General features: G+C 67.8%; 13 protein-coding genes and 1 pseudogene. 9 read left to right on the top strand and 5 right to left on the bottom strand.

The genetic code is table 11. From position 1 onward, the window contains the following. Positions 1-69: 69 nt before the first annotated feature. Positions 70-1,212 (bottom strand): porin, encoded by a 1,143-nt coding sequence (locus tag H3H55_RS24745; protein WP_193100596.1) that lies wholly within the window; start codon positions 1,210-1,212, stop codon positions 70-72. A gap of 310 nt (positions 1,213-1,522) precedes the next feature. On the opposite strand from H3H55_RS24745, the pseudogene H3H55_RS24740 reads away from it, so the two are divergent. From H3H55_RS24740 to H3H55_RS24730, 3 genes and pseudogenes are all read left to right on the top strand, one after another. Next, positions 1,523-1,984 (top strand): annotated as a pseudogene (locus H3H55_RS24740) (VOC family protein). Positions 1,985-2,192: 208 nt separating this feature from the next. Continuing rightward, the gene (locus H3H55_RS24735; protein ID WP_193100595.1) at positions 2,193-3,527 is read left to right on the top strand and encodes a chloride channel protein; all 1,335 of its coding nucleotides are present in this window, start codon (positions 2,193-2,195) and stop codon (positions 3,525-3,527) included. A 208-nt stretch (positions 3,528-3,735) separates the two neighbouring features. Beyond that, a complete protein-coding gene (locus H3H55_RS24730; protein WP_193100594.1) occupies positions 3,736-5,058 on the top strand; it encodes a TIGR00366 family protein in 1,323 nt (440 codons plus the stop codon). A gap of 95 nt (positions 5,059-5,153) precedes the next feature. Here the strand turns inward: H3H55_RS24730 and H3H55_RS24725 are convergent, their stop codons facing one another. Beyond that, on the bottom strand, positions 5,154-5,945 hold the full coding sequence (locus H3H55_RS24725) for an IclR family transcriptional regulator (protein ID WP_193100593.1): 792 nt from the start codon (positions 5,943-5,945) through the stop codon (positions 5,154-5,156). A gap of 161 nt (positions 5,946-6,106) precedes the next feature. Between H3H55_RS24725 and H3H55_RS24720 the strand changes: the two genes are divergently transcribed. The 5 genes from H3H55_RS24720 to H3H55_RS24700 all read left to right on the top strand — a co-directional run bounded on the left by H3H55_RS24720 (position 6,107) and on the right by H3H55_RS24700 (position 10,497). Further along, on the top strand, positions 6,107-6,883 hold the full coding sequence (locus tag H3H55_RS24720; protein ID WP_129514838.1) for an ABC transporter substrate-binding protein: 777 nt from the start codon (positions 6,107-6,109) through the stop codon (positions 6,881-6,883). Between the two features lie 88 nt (positions 6,884-6,971). After that, positions 6,972-7,628 (top strand): amino acid ABC transporter permease, encoded by a 657-nt coding sequence (locus H3H55_RS24715; protein WP_193100592.1) that lies wholly within the window; start codon positions 6,972-6,974, stop codon positions 7,626-7,628. Further along, complete coding sequence (locus H3H55_RS24710) at positions 7,625-8,380, top strand: amino acid ABC transporter ATP-binding protein (RefSeq protein ID WP_193100591.1); 756 nt, start codon at positions 7,625-7,627, stop codon at positions 8,378-8,380. The genes H3H55_RS24715 and H3H55_RS24710 overlap by 4 nt, the downstream gene beginning before the upstream one ends. Further along, a complete protein-coding gene (locus H3H55_RS24705) occupies positions 8,377-9,687 on the top strand; it encodes an NAD(P)/FAD-dependent oxidoreductase (RefSeq protein ID WP_193100590.1) in 1,311 nt (436 codons plus the stop codon). The genes H3H55_RS24710 and H3H55_RS24705 overlap by 4 nt, the downstream gene beginning before the upstream one ends. Before the next feature lie 78 nt (positions 9,688-9,765). Continuing rightward, complete coding sequence (locus tag H3H55_RS24700; protein ID WP_193100589.1) at positions 9,766-10,497, top strand: class I SAM-dependent methyltransferase; 732 nt, start codon at positions 9,766-9,768, stop codon at positions 10,495-10,497. Positions 10,498-10,521: 24 nt separating this feature from the next. Here the strand turns inward: H3H55_RS24700 and H3H55_RS24695 are convergent, their stop codons facing one another. Together H3H55_RS24695 and H3H55_RS24690 are read right to left on the bottom strand one after the other, a co-directional pair. Beyond that, positions 10,522-11,943 carry a cytochrome-c peroxidase gene (locus H3H55_RS24695; protein ID WP_193100588.1) on the bottom strand — a complete coding sequence of 474 codons (1,422 nt, stop codon included), beginning with the start codon at positions 11,941-11,943 and terminating at the stop codon, positions 10,522-10,524. Positions 11,944-12,036: 93 nt separating this feature from the next. Beyond that, on the bottom strand, positions 12,037-13,707 hold the full coding sequence (locus H3H55_RS24690; RefSeq protein ID WP_193100587.1) for a phospholipase C: 1,671 nt from the start codon (positions 13,705-13,707) through the stop codon (positions 12,037-12,039). A gap of 349 nt (positions 13,708-14,056) precedes the next feature. Here H3H55_RS24690 and H3H55_RS24685 point away from each other — a divergent pair, with 349 nt between their 5' ends. Next, positions 14,057-14,968 carry an EamA family transporter gene (locus tag H3H55_RS24685; RefSeq protein ID WP_193100586.1) on the top strand — a complete coding sequence of 304 codons (912 nt, stop codon included), beginning with the start codon at positions 14,057-14,059 and terminating at the stop codon, positions 14,966-14,968. 39 nt (positions 14,969-15,007) lie between these two features. Here the strand turns inward: H3H55_RS24685 and H3H55_RS24680 are convergent, their stop codons facing one another. Next, the gene (locus H3H55_RS24680) at positions 15,008-15,481 is read right to left on the bottom strand and encodes an Lrp/AsnC family transcriptional regulator (protein WP_193100585.1); all 474 of its coding nucleotides are present in this window, start codon (positions 15,479-15,481) and stop codon (positions 15,008-15,010) included. Between the last annotated feature and the right edge of the window lie 214 nt (positions 15,482-15,695).

Below are 15,695 nucleotides of genomic sequence, written 5' to 3'. Positions count from 1 at the left end.
CGACTGCGGCGACCGAACCCGCCTGCGAACGCGGGTACATAGCCGGCGGGCGACGCTGCGCCACGCGAATCAGAACCGCGTGCGCATGCCGATCGCGCCGACGATCTGGTTCGGTGTGCTCGACGCGCCACCCGACCCGTTGATGAACGCCTGGTAGCCGCGTCCCGACGCATGCTGGTACATCGCTTCCGCGTACACGTCGGTGCGGCGCGACAGCTTGTACACGGCCTGCAGGTCGACCTGGTGCCACTTCGGATCGGTGCCGTGCTTGCTGTCGGGGTTCGACACGCTGGCGTCCGTGTACACGTAGGCCGCGCCGAGGCTGACCGCCGGCGTCACCGCATAGCGCACGTTCACGTCGTAGTTGTTGAACGCGATCTGGCCGCTGGAACCGAACGAACCCGTGTTGTCGTACTGCGAGCGCGTATAGACGAAGCCGACGGTCGCCGGGCCGAACACGTAGCTGACGCCGCCGCCGTACGTGCGCATGCGGTCCGAGCCGATCGACCAGCCGCCCTGGTTCACGCTCTTCGCCTCGGCCGAATCGGTCGCGCCGGGGCTGGCGCTCGTCGAGCCCTTCGTGCCGTTCATCTGCAGGTACGCGCCGGCCAGCTTCAACGGGCCGTTCGTGTAGCTCGCCGCGACGCTGTATGCGCGGTTGGCGCTGAAGTTCGTCGAGTTGGAGAACGCGTACATCGCGCCGGCCTTGAAGCCCGCGACCGTGTCGCTCGTGTACTTGACCGCGTTGTTGATGCGCAGCGAATGGTTCAGGTTGTCGTTGTCGAACGGATGCGCGAAGCCCGCATCGCCGAAGTCGCCGGCCGTCGCGGACAGCGGCGCGACGAAGTCGACCATCGTGTCGTACTGGCGGCCGAGCGTCAGCGTGCCGTAGCCATTGCCGCTCAGGCCGACATACGCATGGCGGCCGAACAGCTTGCCGTCCTGGCCGAGCGCGCCGTTGTTCGCGTTGAAGCCGTTCTCCAGCACGAACAACGCCTTCACGCCGCCGCCGAGATCCTCTGTGCCGCGCAGGCCGAAGCGGCTGCCGTTGATCGTGCCGGTGCTCAGGCGCCACAGCGATGCGCCGCCCGCGTTGTTGGTGTACGCGATGCCGGCGTCGATCAGGCCGTACAGCGTGACCGAGCTTTGCGCGTGGGCGAGCGGGGTGAACAGCGCGGCGGTGCATGCGCCGGCGATGAAGGTTTTTTTCATGGAAAGGCTCCTGCGTGTGGGACCGGGGTCAAAAGTTCGGCGCAAGTATAGGAATGCACCGCGTGCTCAAGACCGCCTGACGTTGCGAGCGCACCTTTCCGGATCCGGCAAGAGTCCTTCACAAAACTGACACGACGTGCCGAGCGCGCCCGACGCCGGCTGTTTTTCCGCGATCGCGCACGGGCGGCATCCGTTCGATGCGGATCGGTTGTCGTGCCGTTGCAACATGCGCGCGGCGTGGCGCGGCGGTTGATCGGCACGGTCGACGCGCGGAGAATGAGTCGCTCGCGCCCACGACCGGAGACACACGATGTCCCAGCCCGACCGCCATCCGCCGATCAGCGTCGCCGTGTACTACCGCGATCCGAATGCCGCACTCGAATGGCTCGAGCGCGCATTCGGATTCGCGCGCGGGATCGTCGTCCGTACCCCCGACGGCCAGGTCACGCATGCGGAGCTCACGCATCGCGGCGGCGTCGTGATGATCGGCGGCCATTGGGCCGATTTCGTCGCGAGCCCGCAGGAGATCGGCGGCAGGAACACGCAAAGCGTGCACGTGCAGCTTGCCGACGGCCTCGACGCGCATTGCGAACACGCGCGGCAGGCCGGCGCGGAAATCCTGTAGGAACCGGCCGACCAGTTCTACGGCGACCGAACGTATCGCGCACGCGATCCGGAGCAGCACGTGTGGACGTTCGGCCAGCACGTGCGGGACGTGACGCCCGAACAAGCGGCTGCCGAAACCGGCCTGACGTTCGAAGGCTGGTCCTGAAGCGCGACGCGTGCGTGCATCGACGCTTGCCATTCATCCTCGTCGATCGGATCGCGCGGCCAACCGCTGTCCGCCGATGAGTATTCTAAAAACGCATGAGTCGATTCGAAAAATACGTTTGTCTCATGAGAGGCTCAGGCCTACGATGCGGTCCTGACGACGGCGCGCGTGTTGCGCGCCGTTCTTTCGATCCCCGTTCGCCGACCTCATGCGCCTCGATCTCCCGTCCGCTCCCGCATCCTCTCCGCCACCCGCCAGCCCGTTCGCGCGCGTGGCCGTCGTCACGATCCTGACCGGCGTCGGCGCGGGGCTCGGCGGCATGCTGCTCGCGCTGCTGCTGCATGCGATCCAGCACGTTGCGTACGGCTACAGCGTCGCGCACGTGATCGGCACCGAGAGCTTCCTCTCCGGCGTGACCGGCGCCGATCCGCTGCGCCGGCTCGCGGTGCTGATCGTCTGCGGGATCGTTGCCGGCGGCGGCTGGTGGGCGCTTTACCGGTACGGCCGACCGCTGGTCAGCATTCGCCGCGCGGTGCGTGCGGCCGATCCGCGGATGCCGTTCGTCAGCACGACGATTCACGCGCTGCTGCAGATCGTGACCGTCGCGCTCGGCTCGCCGCTCGGCCGCGAAGTCGCGCCGCGCGAGATCGGCTCGCTGCTCGCCGGGCGGCTCGCGCATCGCGCGGGGCTCACGCCCGACGACTGCCGGCTGATGGTCGCGTGCGGCGCTGGCGCGGGCCTTGCGGCGGTCTACAACGTGCCGCTCGGCGGTGCGATCTTCGTGCTCGAAGTGCTGCTCGGCACGTTCGAACTGCGTGCGCTGATCGTCGCGGTCGTGACGTCGGCGATCGCGGCGGCCGTCGCGTGGATCGGCCTCGGCAACGAACACCAGTACACGGTGCCGGCCTTCGCGCTGAGCACGCCGCTGGTCGCATGGTCGATCGTCTGCGGGCCGCTGTTCGGCTTCGCCGCGTACGGCTTCGTGCGGCTCACGACCCGTGCGCGGGCGAACGCGCCGAAGGACTGGCGGCTGCCGGTGTTCACGCTCGTCAACTTCGCGGTGATCGGCGTGCTCGCGATGTGGTTTCCGCAACTGCTCGGCAACGGCAAGGGCCCGGCGTCGCTGGGCTTCGACGGCACGCTGACGATCGGCCTCGCGGCGGCGCTGCTCGTACTGAAGGTGCTGATCGAGGCCGGCAGTCTGCGGGCCGGCGCGGAGGGCGGGCTGCTGACGCCGGGCCTCGCGAACGGCGCGCTGCTCGGCGTCGTGCTCGGCGGGCTGTGGAGCCTCGTGTGGCCGGGCGCTTCGATCGGCGGATGCGCGCTCGTCGGCGCGACCGCGTTTCTCGCCGCGTCGATGCAAATGCCGATCACGGCCGTCGTGCTGCTGCTCGAATTCACGCGCGCGGATCACGACAGTCTGGTGCCGATGTTGCTTGCCGTGGCCGGCTCGCTCGTCGCGTACCGGTTCGCGCAGCGGCTGGCCGAGGGGCGGGCGAGTGCGGTTGCGGCAGTGAGCATGTCTACGACGGCAGCCCGCTAACGCGCGGTCATCCGTCATCTTCGCAGGCGGCGCCGATCGCGCCGCCTGTCGCCGTTGTCGTCCCCGTTTTCCCGGTCGCGCCACCACACGATCGCCGCCGCACACTCCAAAGCGCGTTCTCCGGTTCTGTGCAAGAATCCGCGCGTTTCCGCGTACCCACCAACAACGACACGCGCGGACGTCCCTATCAGGAAACGAGGAGCACAACTTGATTCAGCGCATTTCCCGCTTCTTCACGCACGTGGTTCACCGCGTGTTGCCCGACCCGTTGATTTTCGCGATCCTGCTGACGATCGTCACGTTCGCGCTCGCGTTCGGCCTCACACCGAATACACCGGTGCAGCTCACGACGATGTGGGGTTCGGGTTTCTGGAACCTGCTCGCGTTCTCGATGCAGATGGTGATGATCCTCGTCACGGGCCATGCGCTCGCGAGCTCGCCGCCCGTCAAGCGCATGCTCGTCGCGCTCGCGAGCACCGCACGCACGCCGGGCCAGGGCGTGATGCTCGTCGCGTTCGTCGGCGCGCTCGCCTGTGCGATCAACTGGGGCTTCGGCCTCGTGCTCGGTGCGATGCTCGCACGCGAAGTCGCGCGCCGCGTCGCCGGCAGCGATTATCGGTTGCTCGTCGCATCCGCCTACATGGGCTTCCTGAGCTGGCACGGCGGGCTGTCGGGTTCCGTCCCGCTCGTCGCGGCCACGAAGGGCAATCCGATGGAGAAGACCATCGGGCTGATTCCCGTGTCGCACACGATCTTCACCGGCTACAACGCGTTCATCACGATCGGGCTGATCGTGATGCTGCCGTTTCTCGCGCGCATGATGATGCCGAAACCCGGCGACGTCGTCAGCGTCGACCCGGCGCTGCTCGCCGAGCCGCCGAGCGTGGAGCGCCAGCTCGGGCCCGACGCGACGTTTGCGGAACGGCTGGAGGAGAGCCGCGTGTTGTCGGTGTTCGTCGCGGCGCTGTGCGCGGCGTTTCTCGTGCTGCGTTTCGTGCAGAAGGGCTTCGCGCTCGACATCGACACCGTGAACCTCGCGTTCCTCGCGGCCGGCATCCTGCTGCACCGTACGCCGATGGCCTATGCGCGCGCGGTGGCCGGCGCGGCACGCGGCGCATCCGGGATCATGATCCAGTTTCCGTTCTACGCCGGCATCCAGGCGCTGATGGATCACTCGGGGCTCGCGGGCGTGATCACGAAGTGGTTCGTCGATATCGCGAACGTGCATACGTTCCCGCTGCTCGCGTTCCTGAGCTCGGCCGTGATCAATTTCGCGGTGCCGTCGGGCGGCGGCCACTGGGTCGTGCAGGGCCCGTTCGTGATGCCGGCCGCGCAGGCGCTCGGCGCCGATCTCGGCAAGGCCGCGATGGCGATCGCATACGGCGAGGCATGGACCAACATGGCGCAGCCGTTCTGGGCGCTGCCCGCGCTGGCGATCGCCGGGCTCGGCGTGCGCGACATCATGGGGTATTGCGTGACGACGCTGCTGTTCTCGGGCGTCGTGTTTGTGGCGGGGATGTATCTGTTTTGATGGAACGCGGAGCGACGCAGGCAGGGTTTGGCGTCCGCATCATGGCCCGCGCCGCTGCGCAATGCAGCGGCGCTGCCGTTCCCCGATCGCAGACGCTATTCGAGCGTCCGGATCGAATTGCTGATGCCGCGCGCGCAGTCGATCACGGCCGGCGCGAGCTTGCGGCGCGCGTCGTCGAACGTCCAGCGGCTCGTCGGCGCGACCACATGCACGGCCGCGACGGGCTGCCCCTGGCTGCCGAGCACGGGCGCCGCGATCGACATGTCGCCGATGAACAGTTCTTCCTGATTAGTGGCGTAGCCTTCGTGCCGCGCGCTGTCGAGCAGCGCGACGAGCGCGTCGAGCGCCGTGACCGTGCGCGGCGTGTGCGGCGTGCGCGCCATGCCGTCGAGCCGCGCACGTGCATCGTCGGGCGGCAACGCGCTGAGAAACGCGCGGCCGCTGCCGGTGCAGAACATCGGGATGCGGCTGCCGATCGGCATGTGGATCGGCACGAACTTCGTCGACACGAAACGCGCGACGTACACCATCTCGTCGTCGTCCGGCTCGGTGAGGTTGGTGGTTTCGCCGGTCACGTTCGTGAGCTCGGACAGGAACGGATTCGCGACGTCGATCAGCGTATCGGCCGCGAGGTAGTTGAAGCCGATCCGCATCACGTGCGGCGTGAGCTGGTAACGCCGCGTGACCGGATGCTTGCGGATATAGCCGAGCTTCTCGAGCGTATAGACCATCCGCTGCGCCGAGCTCTTCGTCATCCCCGCCGCGTCGGCCACCTCCGCAAGCGTCATCGTGCGCCGCTTCGCGCTGAACGCGCGCAGCACGTTCAGCCCTTTCTCCAGCGACTGGTTGAACAGCAGGTCGTTTGACTGATCGGGCGATGTTTCCATGAGCGAGGGGCGTGAACGATTCGATATCGCATCATAGCGTATCGAATATCGATACACAAAAATCTATTTGCGATGTTTTTGATTCGTTTTAAGATCGGGTCATCGTCGCAATGTCGATCGGCGACTGGCCGGCGTACCGGATTATTCGAGAAGGAGACACCATGGTTTCGTTCATCAAGCGGTTCGGCGCACTGACCGCCGGTTTCGCCACCTGTATCGCCATTTCCGCGGCATCGGCGGGCGCCGTCGCGGCCGAGCCGACGCTGAAGGTCGGCGCGACGGCTACCGGCGTGCCGTTCACGTTTCTCGACGTCAAGAGCAATTCGATCCAGGGGATGATGGTCGACGCGATCACCGCGGCCGGGAAATCGGCCGGTTTTCGCGTCGACGTGCAGCAGACCGTGTTCTCGGCGCTCATCCCGTCGCTCACCACGCAGAAGATCGACATCATCTCGGCCGCGATGCTGAAGACGCCGGCGCGCCAGCAGGTCGTCGATTTCTCCGACACGGTCTATTCGTTCGGCGAAGGCCTGATCGTGAAGGCGGACGACCCGGGCCGCTATACGTCGATGGACGATTTCAAGGGGCAGGTGGTCGGCGCGCAGGTCGGCACGGCATTCGTCGACGCGCTCAACAAGAAAGGCATCTTCAAGGAAGTCCGGACCTACGATTCGATCGCCGACATCATGCGCGACGTCGCGCTCGGGCGCATCAAGGCCGGCTTCGCCGACCAGCCGATCGTCGCGTACCAGATCGATCACGGCGTCAACCGCCAGGTGCGGCTCGTGCCCGAATACCAGAGCGTCGTGAAGGGGCAGGTCTGCTTCATCGTGCGCAAGGGCGATACCGCGACGCTCGAGCAACTTAACGGCGCGATCCGCAAGATGAAAAGCGACGGCACGCTGCAGCAGATCCTGCAGAAGTGGCACATGAGTTGAGCGCCGGCCCGCGGTTTCAGACCGGTATTGCCCGCGCCCAGCGGGCACCCAACGCGGCGTGCCGCCCGGCCATCGCATAGGAGACCTCATGTTTTTTCAGAACGCGATCGATTTCCTGCCGATCCTGTTGAAGGGGGCGGTGGTCACGATCGAGATCACGGTATGCGCGTTCGTGCTCAGCTCGGTGCTCGGGCTGATCCTCGCGCTGCTGAAGGTGTCGCCCAATCGCGCCGTGTCGACGGCCGGCAGCACGATCGTCAACGTGATCCGCGGGCTGCCGATCATCGTGCAGCTGTTCTACATGTACTTCGTGCTGCCCGATCTCGGCGTGCAACTGTCGGCGTTCCAGGCCGGCGTGCTCGGCCTCGGCATCGCGTACTCGGCCTACCAGGCGGAAAACTTCCGCGCCGGCATCGAGGCGATCGACCGCGGCCAGATCGAGGCCGCGCACGCGATCGGCATGCGCGGGCCGATGATCATGCGGCGCGTGGTACTGCCGCAGGCGTTCCGCATCGCGCTGCCGCCGTACGGCAACACGCTCGTGATGCTGCTGAAGGATTCATCGGTCGCGTCGACGATCACGGTCGCGGAGATCACGCGCGCCGGCCAGTTGATCGCGTCGTCGACGTTCCAGAACATGAGCGTCTATACGCTCGTCGCGCTGCTGTATCTCGCGCTCGGCCTGCCGCTGATGTTCGGCGTGAACCGGCTCGGCAAGCGGCTCGCGCTGAGGAGAAGCGCATGATCCGGATCGATTCGATACACAAGCGCTTCCAGCAGCACGCCGTGCTGAAGGGCGTGAGTCTCGACGTGCAGCAGGGCGAAGTCGTGTGCCTGATCGGGCCGTCCGGCTCGGGCAAATCGACCGTGCTGCGCTGTATCAACGGCTTCGAGACCTACGACGAAGGCTCAATTACGATCGACGGCGTGAAGGTCGATGCGCATTCGAAGCGTATCCACGAGCTGCGGATGCGAGTCGGCATGGTGTTCCAGCGCTTCAACCTGTTCTCGCACCGCACGGCGCTCGAAAACGTGATGGAAGGCCCCGTGCACGTGCGGCGCGTGCCGGCCGCGCAAGCGCGCGAGCAGGCCCGCGCGCTGCTCGACAAGGTCGGGATCGCGCACCGGATGAATGCGTATCCGTCCGAGCTGTCGGGCGGCCAGCAGCAGCGCGTCGCGATCGCACGCGCGCTCGCAATGGAGCCACAGGCGATCCTGTACGACGAGCCGACGTCGGCGCTCGACCCCGAACTCGTCGGCGAAGTGCTCGGCGTGATGCGCGGGCTCGCGCGCGACGGGATGACCATGGTGGTGGTCACGCACGAGATGGGGTTCGCGCGCGAGGTGGCCGATCGCGTGTGCTTCCTGCACGACGGCACCATCTGCGAAAGCGGACCCGCGCGCGACGTGCTCACGCAGCCGACGCATCCCCGCACGCAGGAATTCCTGCGTCGTCTGCTGGCGTCGGACGGCGCCGCCAACCCGGATCGAACATGAGCGAAAGGAACGCGGTACCCGCATGGCCCGACTCCCGGTGGCCGGATTCGCTGTGGGCGGCGACGGCCGTGCCGGCGCCCGACACCCCCGCGCTCGATGCGTCCGCGTCGTGCGACGTGGCGATCGTCGGCGCCGGCTTCACCGGGCTGTCGACCGCGCTCCACCTCGCCGAACGCGGTGTGAAGGTGCGCGTGATCGACGGCGCGCAGCCGGGCTGGGGTGCGTCGGGCCGCAACGGCGGGCAAGTGATCCCCGGGCTGAAATACGACCCCGACGAACTGATCCGCCGGTTTGGCGACGAGGCCGGCGAGCAGCTTGCCTGCGTGGCCGGCGGCGCGGCCGACACGGTGTTCGACCTGATCGCGCGGCACGCGATCGACTGCGATGCGCGTCGTGGCGGCTGGATCCAGCCGGCGCCGACCGCCGCGATGCTCGAGACGGTCGCGCGTCGCGCGCAGCAGTGGGCCGCGCGCGGTGCACCGGTTGAAGTGCTCGGCCGCGACGACGTCGCGCGGCGGCTCGGCACGCACGCCTACGCGGGCGGCTGGATCGATCGCCGCGCAGGCAGCGTGCAGCCGCTCAGCTATACGCGCGGCCTCGTGCGTGCCGCGCAGGCGAGCGGGGTGGGCGTGCATGGGCTGACGCGCGCCGTCGGGCTGACGCGTGCCGACGGCCGCTGGCGGATCGCGACGGCCGGTGGTGCGACGCTGACGGCCGATCGCGTCGTGATCGCGACCAACGGTTACACGGACGGGCTGTGGCCCGGCTTGCGCCAGTCGGTGATCGCCGCGAACAGTTTCATCGTCGCGACGCAGCCGCTCGCGCCGGAGCTCGGCCGCGACATTCTCGCCGGCGGCGAGGTCGCGTCGGATGCGCGGCGCCTGCTGCTGTACTTTCGCCGCGACGCGGCCGGCCGCCTGCTGATGGGCGGCCGCGGCCCGTTCGCGGACCCGCGCGCGACGAGCGACTGGCGCCATCTCGAGCGTGCAACGACGCTGCTGTATCCGCAACTGAAGGGCGTCCGGTTCGAATACCGCTGGGCGGGGCGTGTCGCGATCACCGCGGATTTCATGCCGCACGTGCACGAGCCCGCGCCGGGCGTGACGATCGCGCTCGGCTACAACGGCCGCGGCATCGCGATGGCGACGACACTCGGCAAGCATCTGGCCGCGCACCTGTCGGGCGATGCGCAACTGCCGCTGCCGTTCCGCGCCACGCCGATCCGGCCGATTCCGTTTCACGGGCTGCAGCGCTTCTATATCGCCGCCGGGGTGGCCTGGTATCGGCTGCTCGACAGCCTTTCCTGACGGGGCGCGGCCGCGAGTCGCCATCCGTGATCCGATCGGGCAGAATCGACACTCCCGGATTCCGCAGACAGATGCCGCATGACCGACCCGAACGATCCCCCCGGCCGCCGCGCGTACGCGAGCTTCGCGCAACGCTATGCGGACATCGCGCCGACCAAGGCGCATAACGCACTCTATGAACGTCCGGCGACGATGGCGCTGCTCGGCGACGTCGACGGCCTGACGGTGCTCGACGCCGGCTGCGGGCCCGGCATCTGCAGCGAGCACCTCGCGCGCCACGGCGCGACCGTGCACGCATTCGACGTCACGCCGGAGATGGTCGCGCTCGCGAGAACGCGCTGCGCGGGCCTCGGGGTCGACGTGGTGGAAGGCGATCTGGAGGCGCCGCTCGCCTGGCTGCCTGACCAGTCAGTCGACAAGGTGCTGTGCTCGCTCGCGCTCGACTACGTGCGCGATCTCGCGCCGACGCTGCGCGAATTCCGGCGCGTCGCGCGGCCCGATGCAACGCTCGTGTTCTCGATGGGGCATCCGATGCGCGACTGGATAGACGAGCGCACGCGCGGGGAGGGCACGTATTTCGACACGTCCCGCTTCGGCTTCCACTGGTCGGGGTTCGGCGAGCCGCGGCCCTATGTCGAGGCCTGGCGTCGGCCGCTCGCCGACATCCTGAACGCAGTCGCCGACGGCGGCTGGCAACTCGACCGGTTCGTCGAACCGAAGCCGCTGCCGGAGATGAAGGCCGCGTCGGAACGGCTCCATGCGGAGCTGTCGCTGGCGCCGGCCTTCCTGTGCATCCGCGCGCGCCGCTGACGCGGCGCGGCGGTCAAGCGGCGCTCAGTGCCGCACCGGCTCGTCGTTCAGCGTGCCGAGGAACGCTTCGATATCCTTGATATCCTGCGCCGTCATCGCGGGTTTGTCGCCCGCCTTGCGATCGAACGGTGCATCGGTCACGTCGACGTTCGCGCGATATTTCGGCGGGATGTCGTCGTACTCGTCGACCTTGCCGTCCGCGCCGCGCGAATAGAACTTCTGCGGCGAGATGCTGCGCTCGTTGTAGAACGCCATCACCTGGTCGAGCGTGTGGAACACGCCGTTGTGGAAGAACACATGGCGCGTCGCCGAGTTGCGCAGCGTCGGCGTGAGGAACATCGCGCAATACTGCGTCTGGTCCTTCAGGTCGTCGCGGAACGGCCCGCACACGCCGAGATCGTAGAACGCCGGGTCGCGGTTCTGCGCGAGCTCCTTGTTGCGCGGCGCGCCGAGCGCCTCGTACTGGTAATCGGTGAACATCGGCGGCAGCCCGTCCTTGCCGGGTTTCGACAGGTGGCAGCCCGCGCAATTCGCCTTGTCCGGATCGTTGAACAGGCGCAGCCCGCGCAACTCGGCCTGCGACAGGCGCGCCCGGCCTTCGAGCCAGCGGTCGTACTTGCTGTTGTACGGATGGAACGACGGATCCTCGACCTGGTAACGCGCGATCGCGAACATCGCCTCCGACACCGCGAGCTGCGGGCTGTCGAACACGCGTGCGCCGAACAGCTGCTCGAGCTGCGCGCGGTGCGACGACTGCGCGAGCTTGTGCGCCACGTCGTCGATGCTCGCGTTCGCCATCTCGACCGGATTCAGCAGCGGGCCGAACGCCTGCTGCTGCAGCGTATCGGCGCGGCCGTCCCAGAACATCCCGCCCTGCGGCACGAGCTGCGGCGCGGCCGACGTGCCGGCCACCTTCTGCGCCTTGACGACGCCGGCCGCCGACGCGGCCTGCTGCGCGACGCTCGGCGCGGCGTCGTTTTCACCGGCATCGGGGCCGATGCTGAAGTTCGGCTGGCGGTACAGGTACATCAGCGATGGCGGCGGGCGATAGCCCTGCTGCGTCATCGCGAGGCCGCCCGGCTGCACGTCGAGCGCATTCGGCGGGCCATACGCATGATCGGGGCTGTGGCACGACGCGCACGACTGCTTGCCCGACGCGGACAGCGAAGGATCGAGGAACAGCGCGCGCCCGAGCTGCGCGACCGCCGACAGCGGCTGCGCGGCAGGCCGCTGCAGCACGATCGGGTGCGGGTTCGCGCCCGTCCAGTCGGCGACGACGGTGCCGATTGCCGCCGGCACCTGCGCGGGGAACGCGATCGCGAACGCGCCGTAGCCGAGCACGGCCGCGCCGAGCACGAACGCCACGCGACGCAGCAGGCGGGAAGGGGCGCGCGGCGCGGGGGTGCCGGAGGCGTCGGGAGACGGGAACGCGGGGCGAGCTGTCATGCTGTCGGTCTGAAATCGGGCGCCGCACGAGGCGGCGCATTAAATGGAAACGGCCGGCGCGTGATGCGCCGGCCTGTGGTCACTGCACGCCGGTCAGATCGCCGGTGCCGCGCTCAATGCGGTGCCGAGCGTCGGGTCGAGGTACAGCGGCGTCGTGTTCGGCTTCGACGTGAAGTCGAACAGCCCGCGCAGGTCGCCTGCCGTCGCATCGAACGAACCGCCGCCGATGCGCTGGCCGCCGAGCCAGTTGTCCTCGATGAAGCGCACGACGGACGACTGGTCGATCATCGTGTGGTCGACATAGTTCTGCTTCGCGTACGGCGAGATCACGATCAGCGGAATCCGCACGCCCGGGCCGCAACGGCCGTTCACGGTCGAGCCGTTCACGCCGGTGGTGCCGCCCGTGCCGCACTTGCCGCTACCGTTGACCTGGTCGACCGGGTCCGACGACGAACGGGTCGGCGCCGTGTACACGTGGTCGTACCAGCCGTCCGAGTCGTCATACGTGACGATCACGGCCGTGTTCTGCCAGTCCGGCTGCTGCTGCAGGAAGTTGACGACCTTCGTCACGAACGCCTGCTCGTCGAGCGGATCCGAATAACCCGCGTGCGCATCCTGTGCGGCCGGTGCCTTCAGGTAGCTGACCGACGGGAAGTTGCCGGCCTTCACGGCGGCGAAGAAGTCGTCCGTGTCGTACTGGTGGTTCGCGGGTTCGGCGGTCTTGCCGTCGGTCTGGACGCTCGAGCCGATCGCTGCGACCGAGCTCGGGCGCGTGTGCTGCGGGTTCGACGTCGACGCGTAGTACTGGAACCAGTTGTGGTGCGGGATGTAGTCCGACGTCGCGGCGTTCACGGCGGTGGCGACCGTGCTGCGGCTGCAGCCCGTCGTGCCGTTGCTGTTGGTCGTCGACAGGTTGAAGCCGCCCATGAAGCCGCCCCACGAGATCTTCGCGCCGTTCAGCAGGTCGCCGATGTTCTTGCCGCTCATCAACGCCTGGTCGGTCGTGCTCGAGCACACGTCGTTGCCCGGGTCGACGTCGTTGATCATCGTGAGACCGCCCGCGCCGTCATTGATGTAGTACGAGCTCTTCGCGAGCGTCGACGGCTGCGCGGACGACTTGACGATCTGCATCCCGTTGGTCTGGCCCGACACGACGTTCAGTGCGCCCGGCGTCGACGGACCGTACGACGTCGTGTACATGTTGTCGCTCATCGCGAAGCGCTGCGCGTAGTTCCACAGCGCCGTCACGGTGTTGCCGTCGAAGTAGCCCATCACCTGGCCCTTCGTGCCGAACGCGCCGGCGCCGCCGGACGAGCCCTTGCCGGTGTATTTCGGGAACAGGTCGGCGAGGCCGTTGTCCTCGGCTTGCTGCTCGGCCGTGTACGCGTGGTTCTGGTCGGCGGTCGCGGCCTGCGTGCGGTCGAGGCGGAACGGGTTCGCCGCGTCGGTGCCGTTGATCGTGTTCGTGAAGTTCGGGTTCGCGGTGAGCAGCGTGCCCGTCAGGCCATTGGGCGTCGGCGTGCCGGCCTTGGCGGTGAATGCCGGTTCGCCCGACGGGTTCGACGCGTTCGGGTAGGTGCCGAAGTAGTGGTCGAACGAGATGTTTTCGCCGTAGATCACGACGACGTGCTTGATCGGCGTGGCGGTCTGCAGCGCGTCCTGCGACGACACGGCGGGTGTCGACGTCGGATCGCTGCCGCCGCAGGCGAACAGCGCGAGCGCCGCGGCAGCGCAGGCGGTGACAAGCAAGGCTTGACGGAACATCGGGAAACTCCAGGTAAGGTCTTCGATGGTGGAGAGCGGCCCCGTCGCCGTGTCGGTTCGGCGCGGAGCTCGTGAGAGAGCACGCGCATTGGAACAGTCGCGTATGAAGATATGGGGACGGAGTGATTTCGCAACGATTGCGCTGCGGTATCGATTTCATTACGGCGCAGCGGCAAGCGAAAGAGAACGGAAAGGGGCGGACCACACGCCACCTCAGTGACACATTCCACGGCGCGCGTGGCCGTTGCCGCGAATGCCATGCGGGGCGGGCGAAAGGGCTCGGTCGGCCGGTGTCCGCATGACGTCGCGCGGGCCCCGTTTTTTGACAATCGGGTGACGGATTCATACGATGAACGCCTTGCGGCGACGACTTCGCGTTGCCGACCGTCAGCGAGTATTCAGCGTGCCGATTCCCGTTCTGTTTGCCGTTCTGTGTGCCGCGTTCCTGCATGCATCGTGGAATGCGCTGGTCCGCAGCAGCGGCGACCGGTTGCGCTCGGCCACGGTGCTGCAGATCGCGATCGGGCTGTTCGCGCTGCTGTTCCTGCCGGCCGCCGCGCCGATCACGCCCGCGAGCTGGCTGTGCGTCGTCGCTTCGGCGGTGATCCACGTCGTCTATACGCTGCTGCTCGTGCGTGCGTACGAGCACGGCGACCTGACCGTCGCGTACCCGGTCGCGCGCGGCACCGCGCCGCTGCTCGTCACGCTCGGCGCGGCCGCGTTCGCGGACGAACACCTGAACGCCGGCGCGCAAGTCGGGCTCGTGCTGATCTGCGCGGGCATCATGGCGATCGGGCTCGAACGGGGGCGCGGCGCGAAGCACCGGATGATGCAGGTGCTGCCGACCGCGTTCGCGACCGGCGTGTCGATCGCCGCGTATAGCGTGGTCGACGGGATCGGCGTGCGGGAGAGTGGCAACACGGTCGGTTATACCGCGTGGATGTTCGTGTTGACGGGCGGGATGATGGCCGCGTACTACCGGCTGCGCGCGGGGCCGCTGCGCCTGACGCAGGAGGTCGGCGAAACGGCGAAGGCCGCGTGTGGCGGCGTGTTCGCGGCGCTCGCGTACGGCATCGTGATCTGGGCGATGGATCGCGCGCCGATGGGCCCCGTGTCGGCGCTGCGGGAGACGAGCGTGGTGTTCGCGGCGCTGATCGCGCGCGTGTATCTCGGCGAGCGGCTGACGCCGCGCCGTGCGGCCGGCTGCGCGGTGATCGCGGCCGGCGCGCTGCTGATCAGCGCGTTCGAAGCGGTGCGCTGAACGCGCGGGCAGAACGGGCCGAGCGCACGGCCCGGTGCATCAGCTTTCGACCGGCATCGCGCTCGTGCACTTGATCTCGTCGAGGCACACGCTCGAATGCACGCCGCTCACGCCGGGAATCCGCATCAGCGTTTCGAGCAGGAACCGGGACAGCCCCTTCAGGTCGTGCGCGACGACCTTCAGCACGTAGTCGATATCGCCCGTCACCGAGAAACATTCCTGGATCTGCGCGAGATCGGACACCAGTTTCTGGAACTTCGACAGGTCGCGGATATGCCCGCGCTCCATCGTCACGTGCACGAACGCGGTGACGCCGAAGCCGAGCGTGTCGGGGCAGAGCCGGGTTTCGTAGCGGCGGATCGCGCCGATTTCTTCCAGCCGCCGGTGGCGCCGCAGCGTCTGCGCGGGCGACAGGCCGACGGCCTTCGCGAGTTCGAGGTTCGACGCGCGGCCGTTCTCCTGCAGGATCGAAAGCAGATGGCGGTCGATGCGGTCGAGAGCCGGTTCTGGCATTTTGTTTCCTCTTTTGTCTCCTGGATGCAATCTTATCTCATAATGTAGGGTTTGCATGAACGGGTTACGAAACCCGATTTCGCGGTCGCGACGCTAAACTGACCCCGGATTTTCGTGTGCGGCCGCAGCAATGCGGCGCGGGCGGCAAGTCTGCCGGGCACGCCGACGCGAATCGGGCGCCGCCACGCGAAGATTGCAGTCCCCAACCCGGTGG

The sequence above is a fragment of the Burkholderia sp. Z1 genome (assembly GCF_014893795.1).
Classification (GTDB): domain Bacteria; phylum Pseudomonadota; class Gammaproteobacteria; order Burkholderiales; family Burkholderiaceae; genus Burkholderia; species Burkholderia theae.
This window is presented reverse-complemented; position numbering and strand designations above follow the sequence as displayed.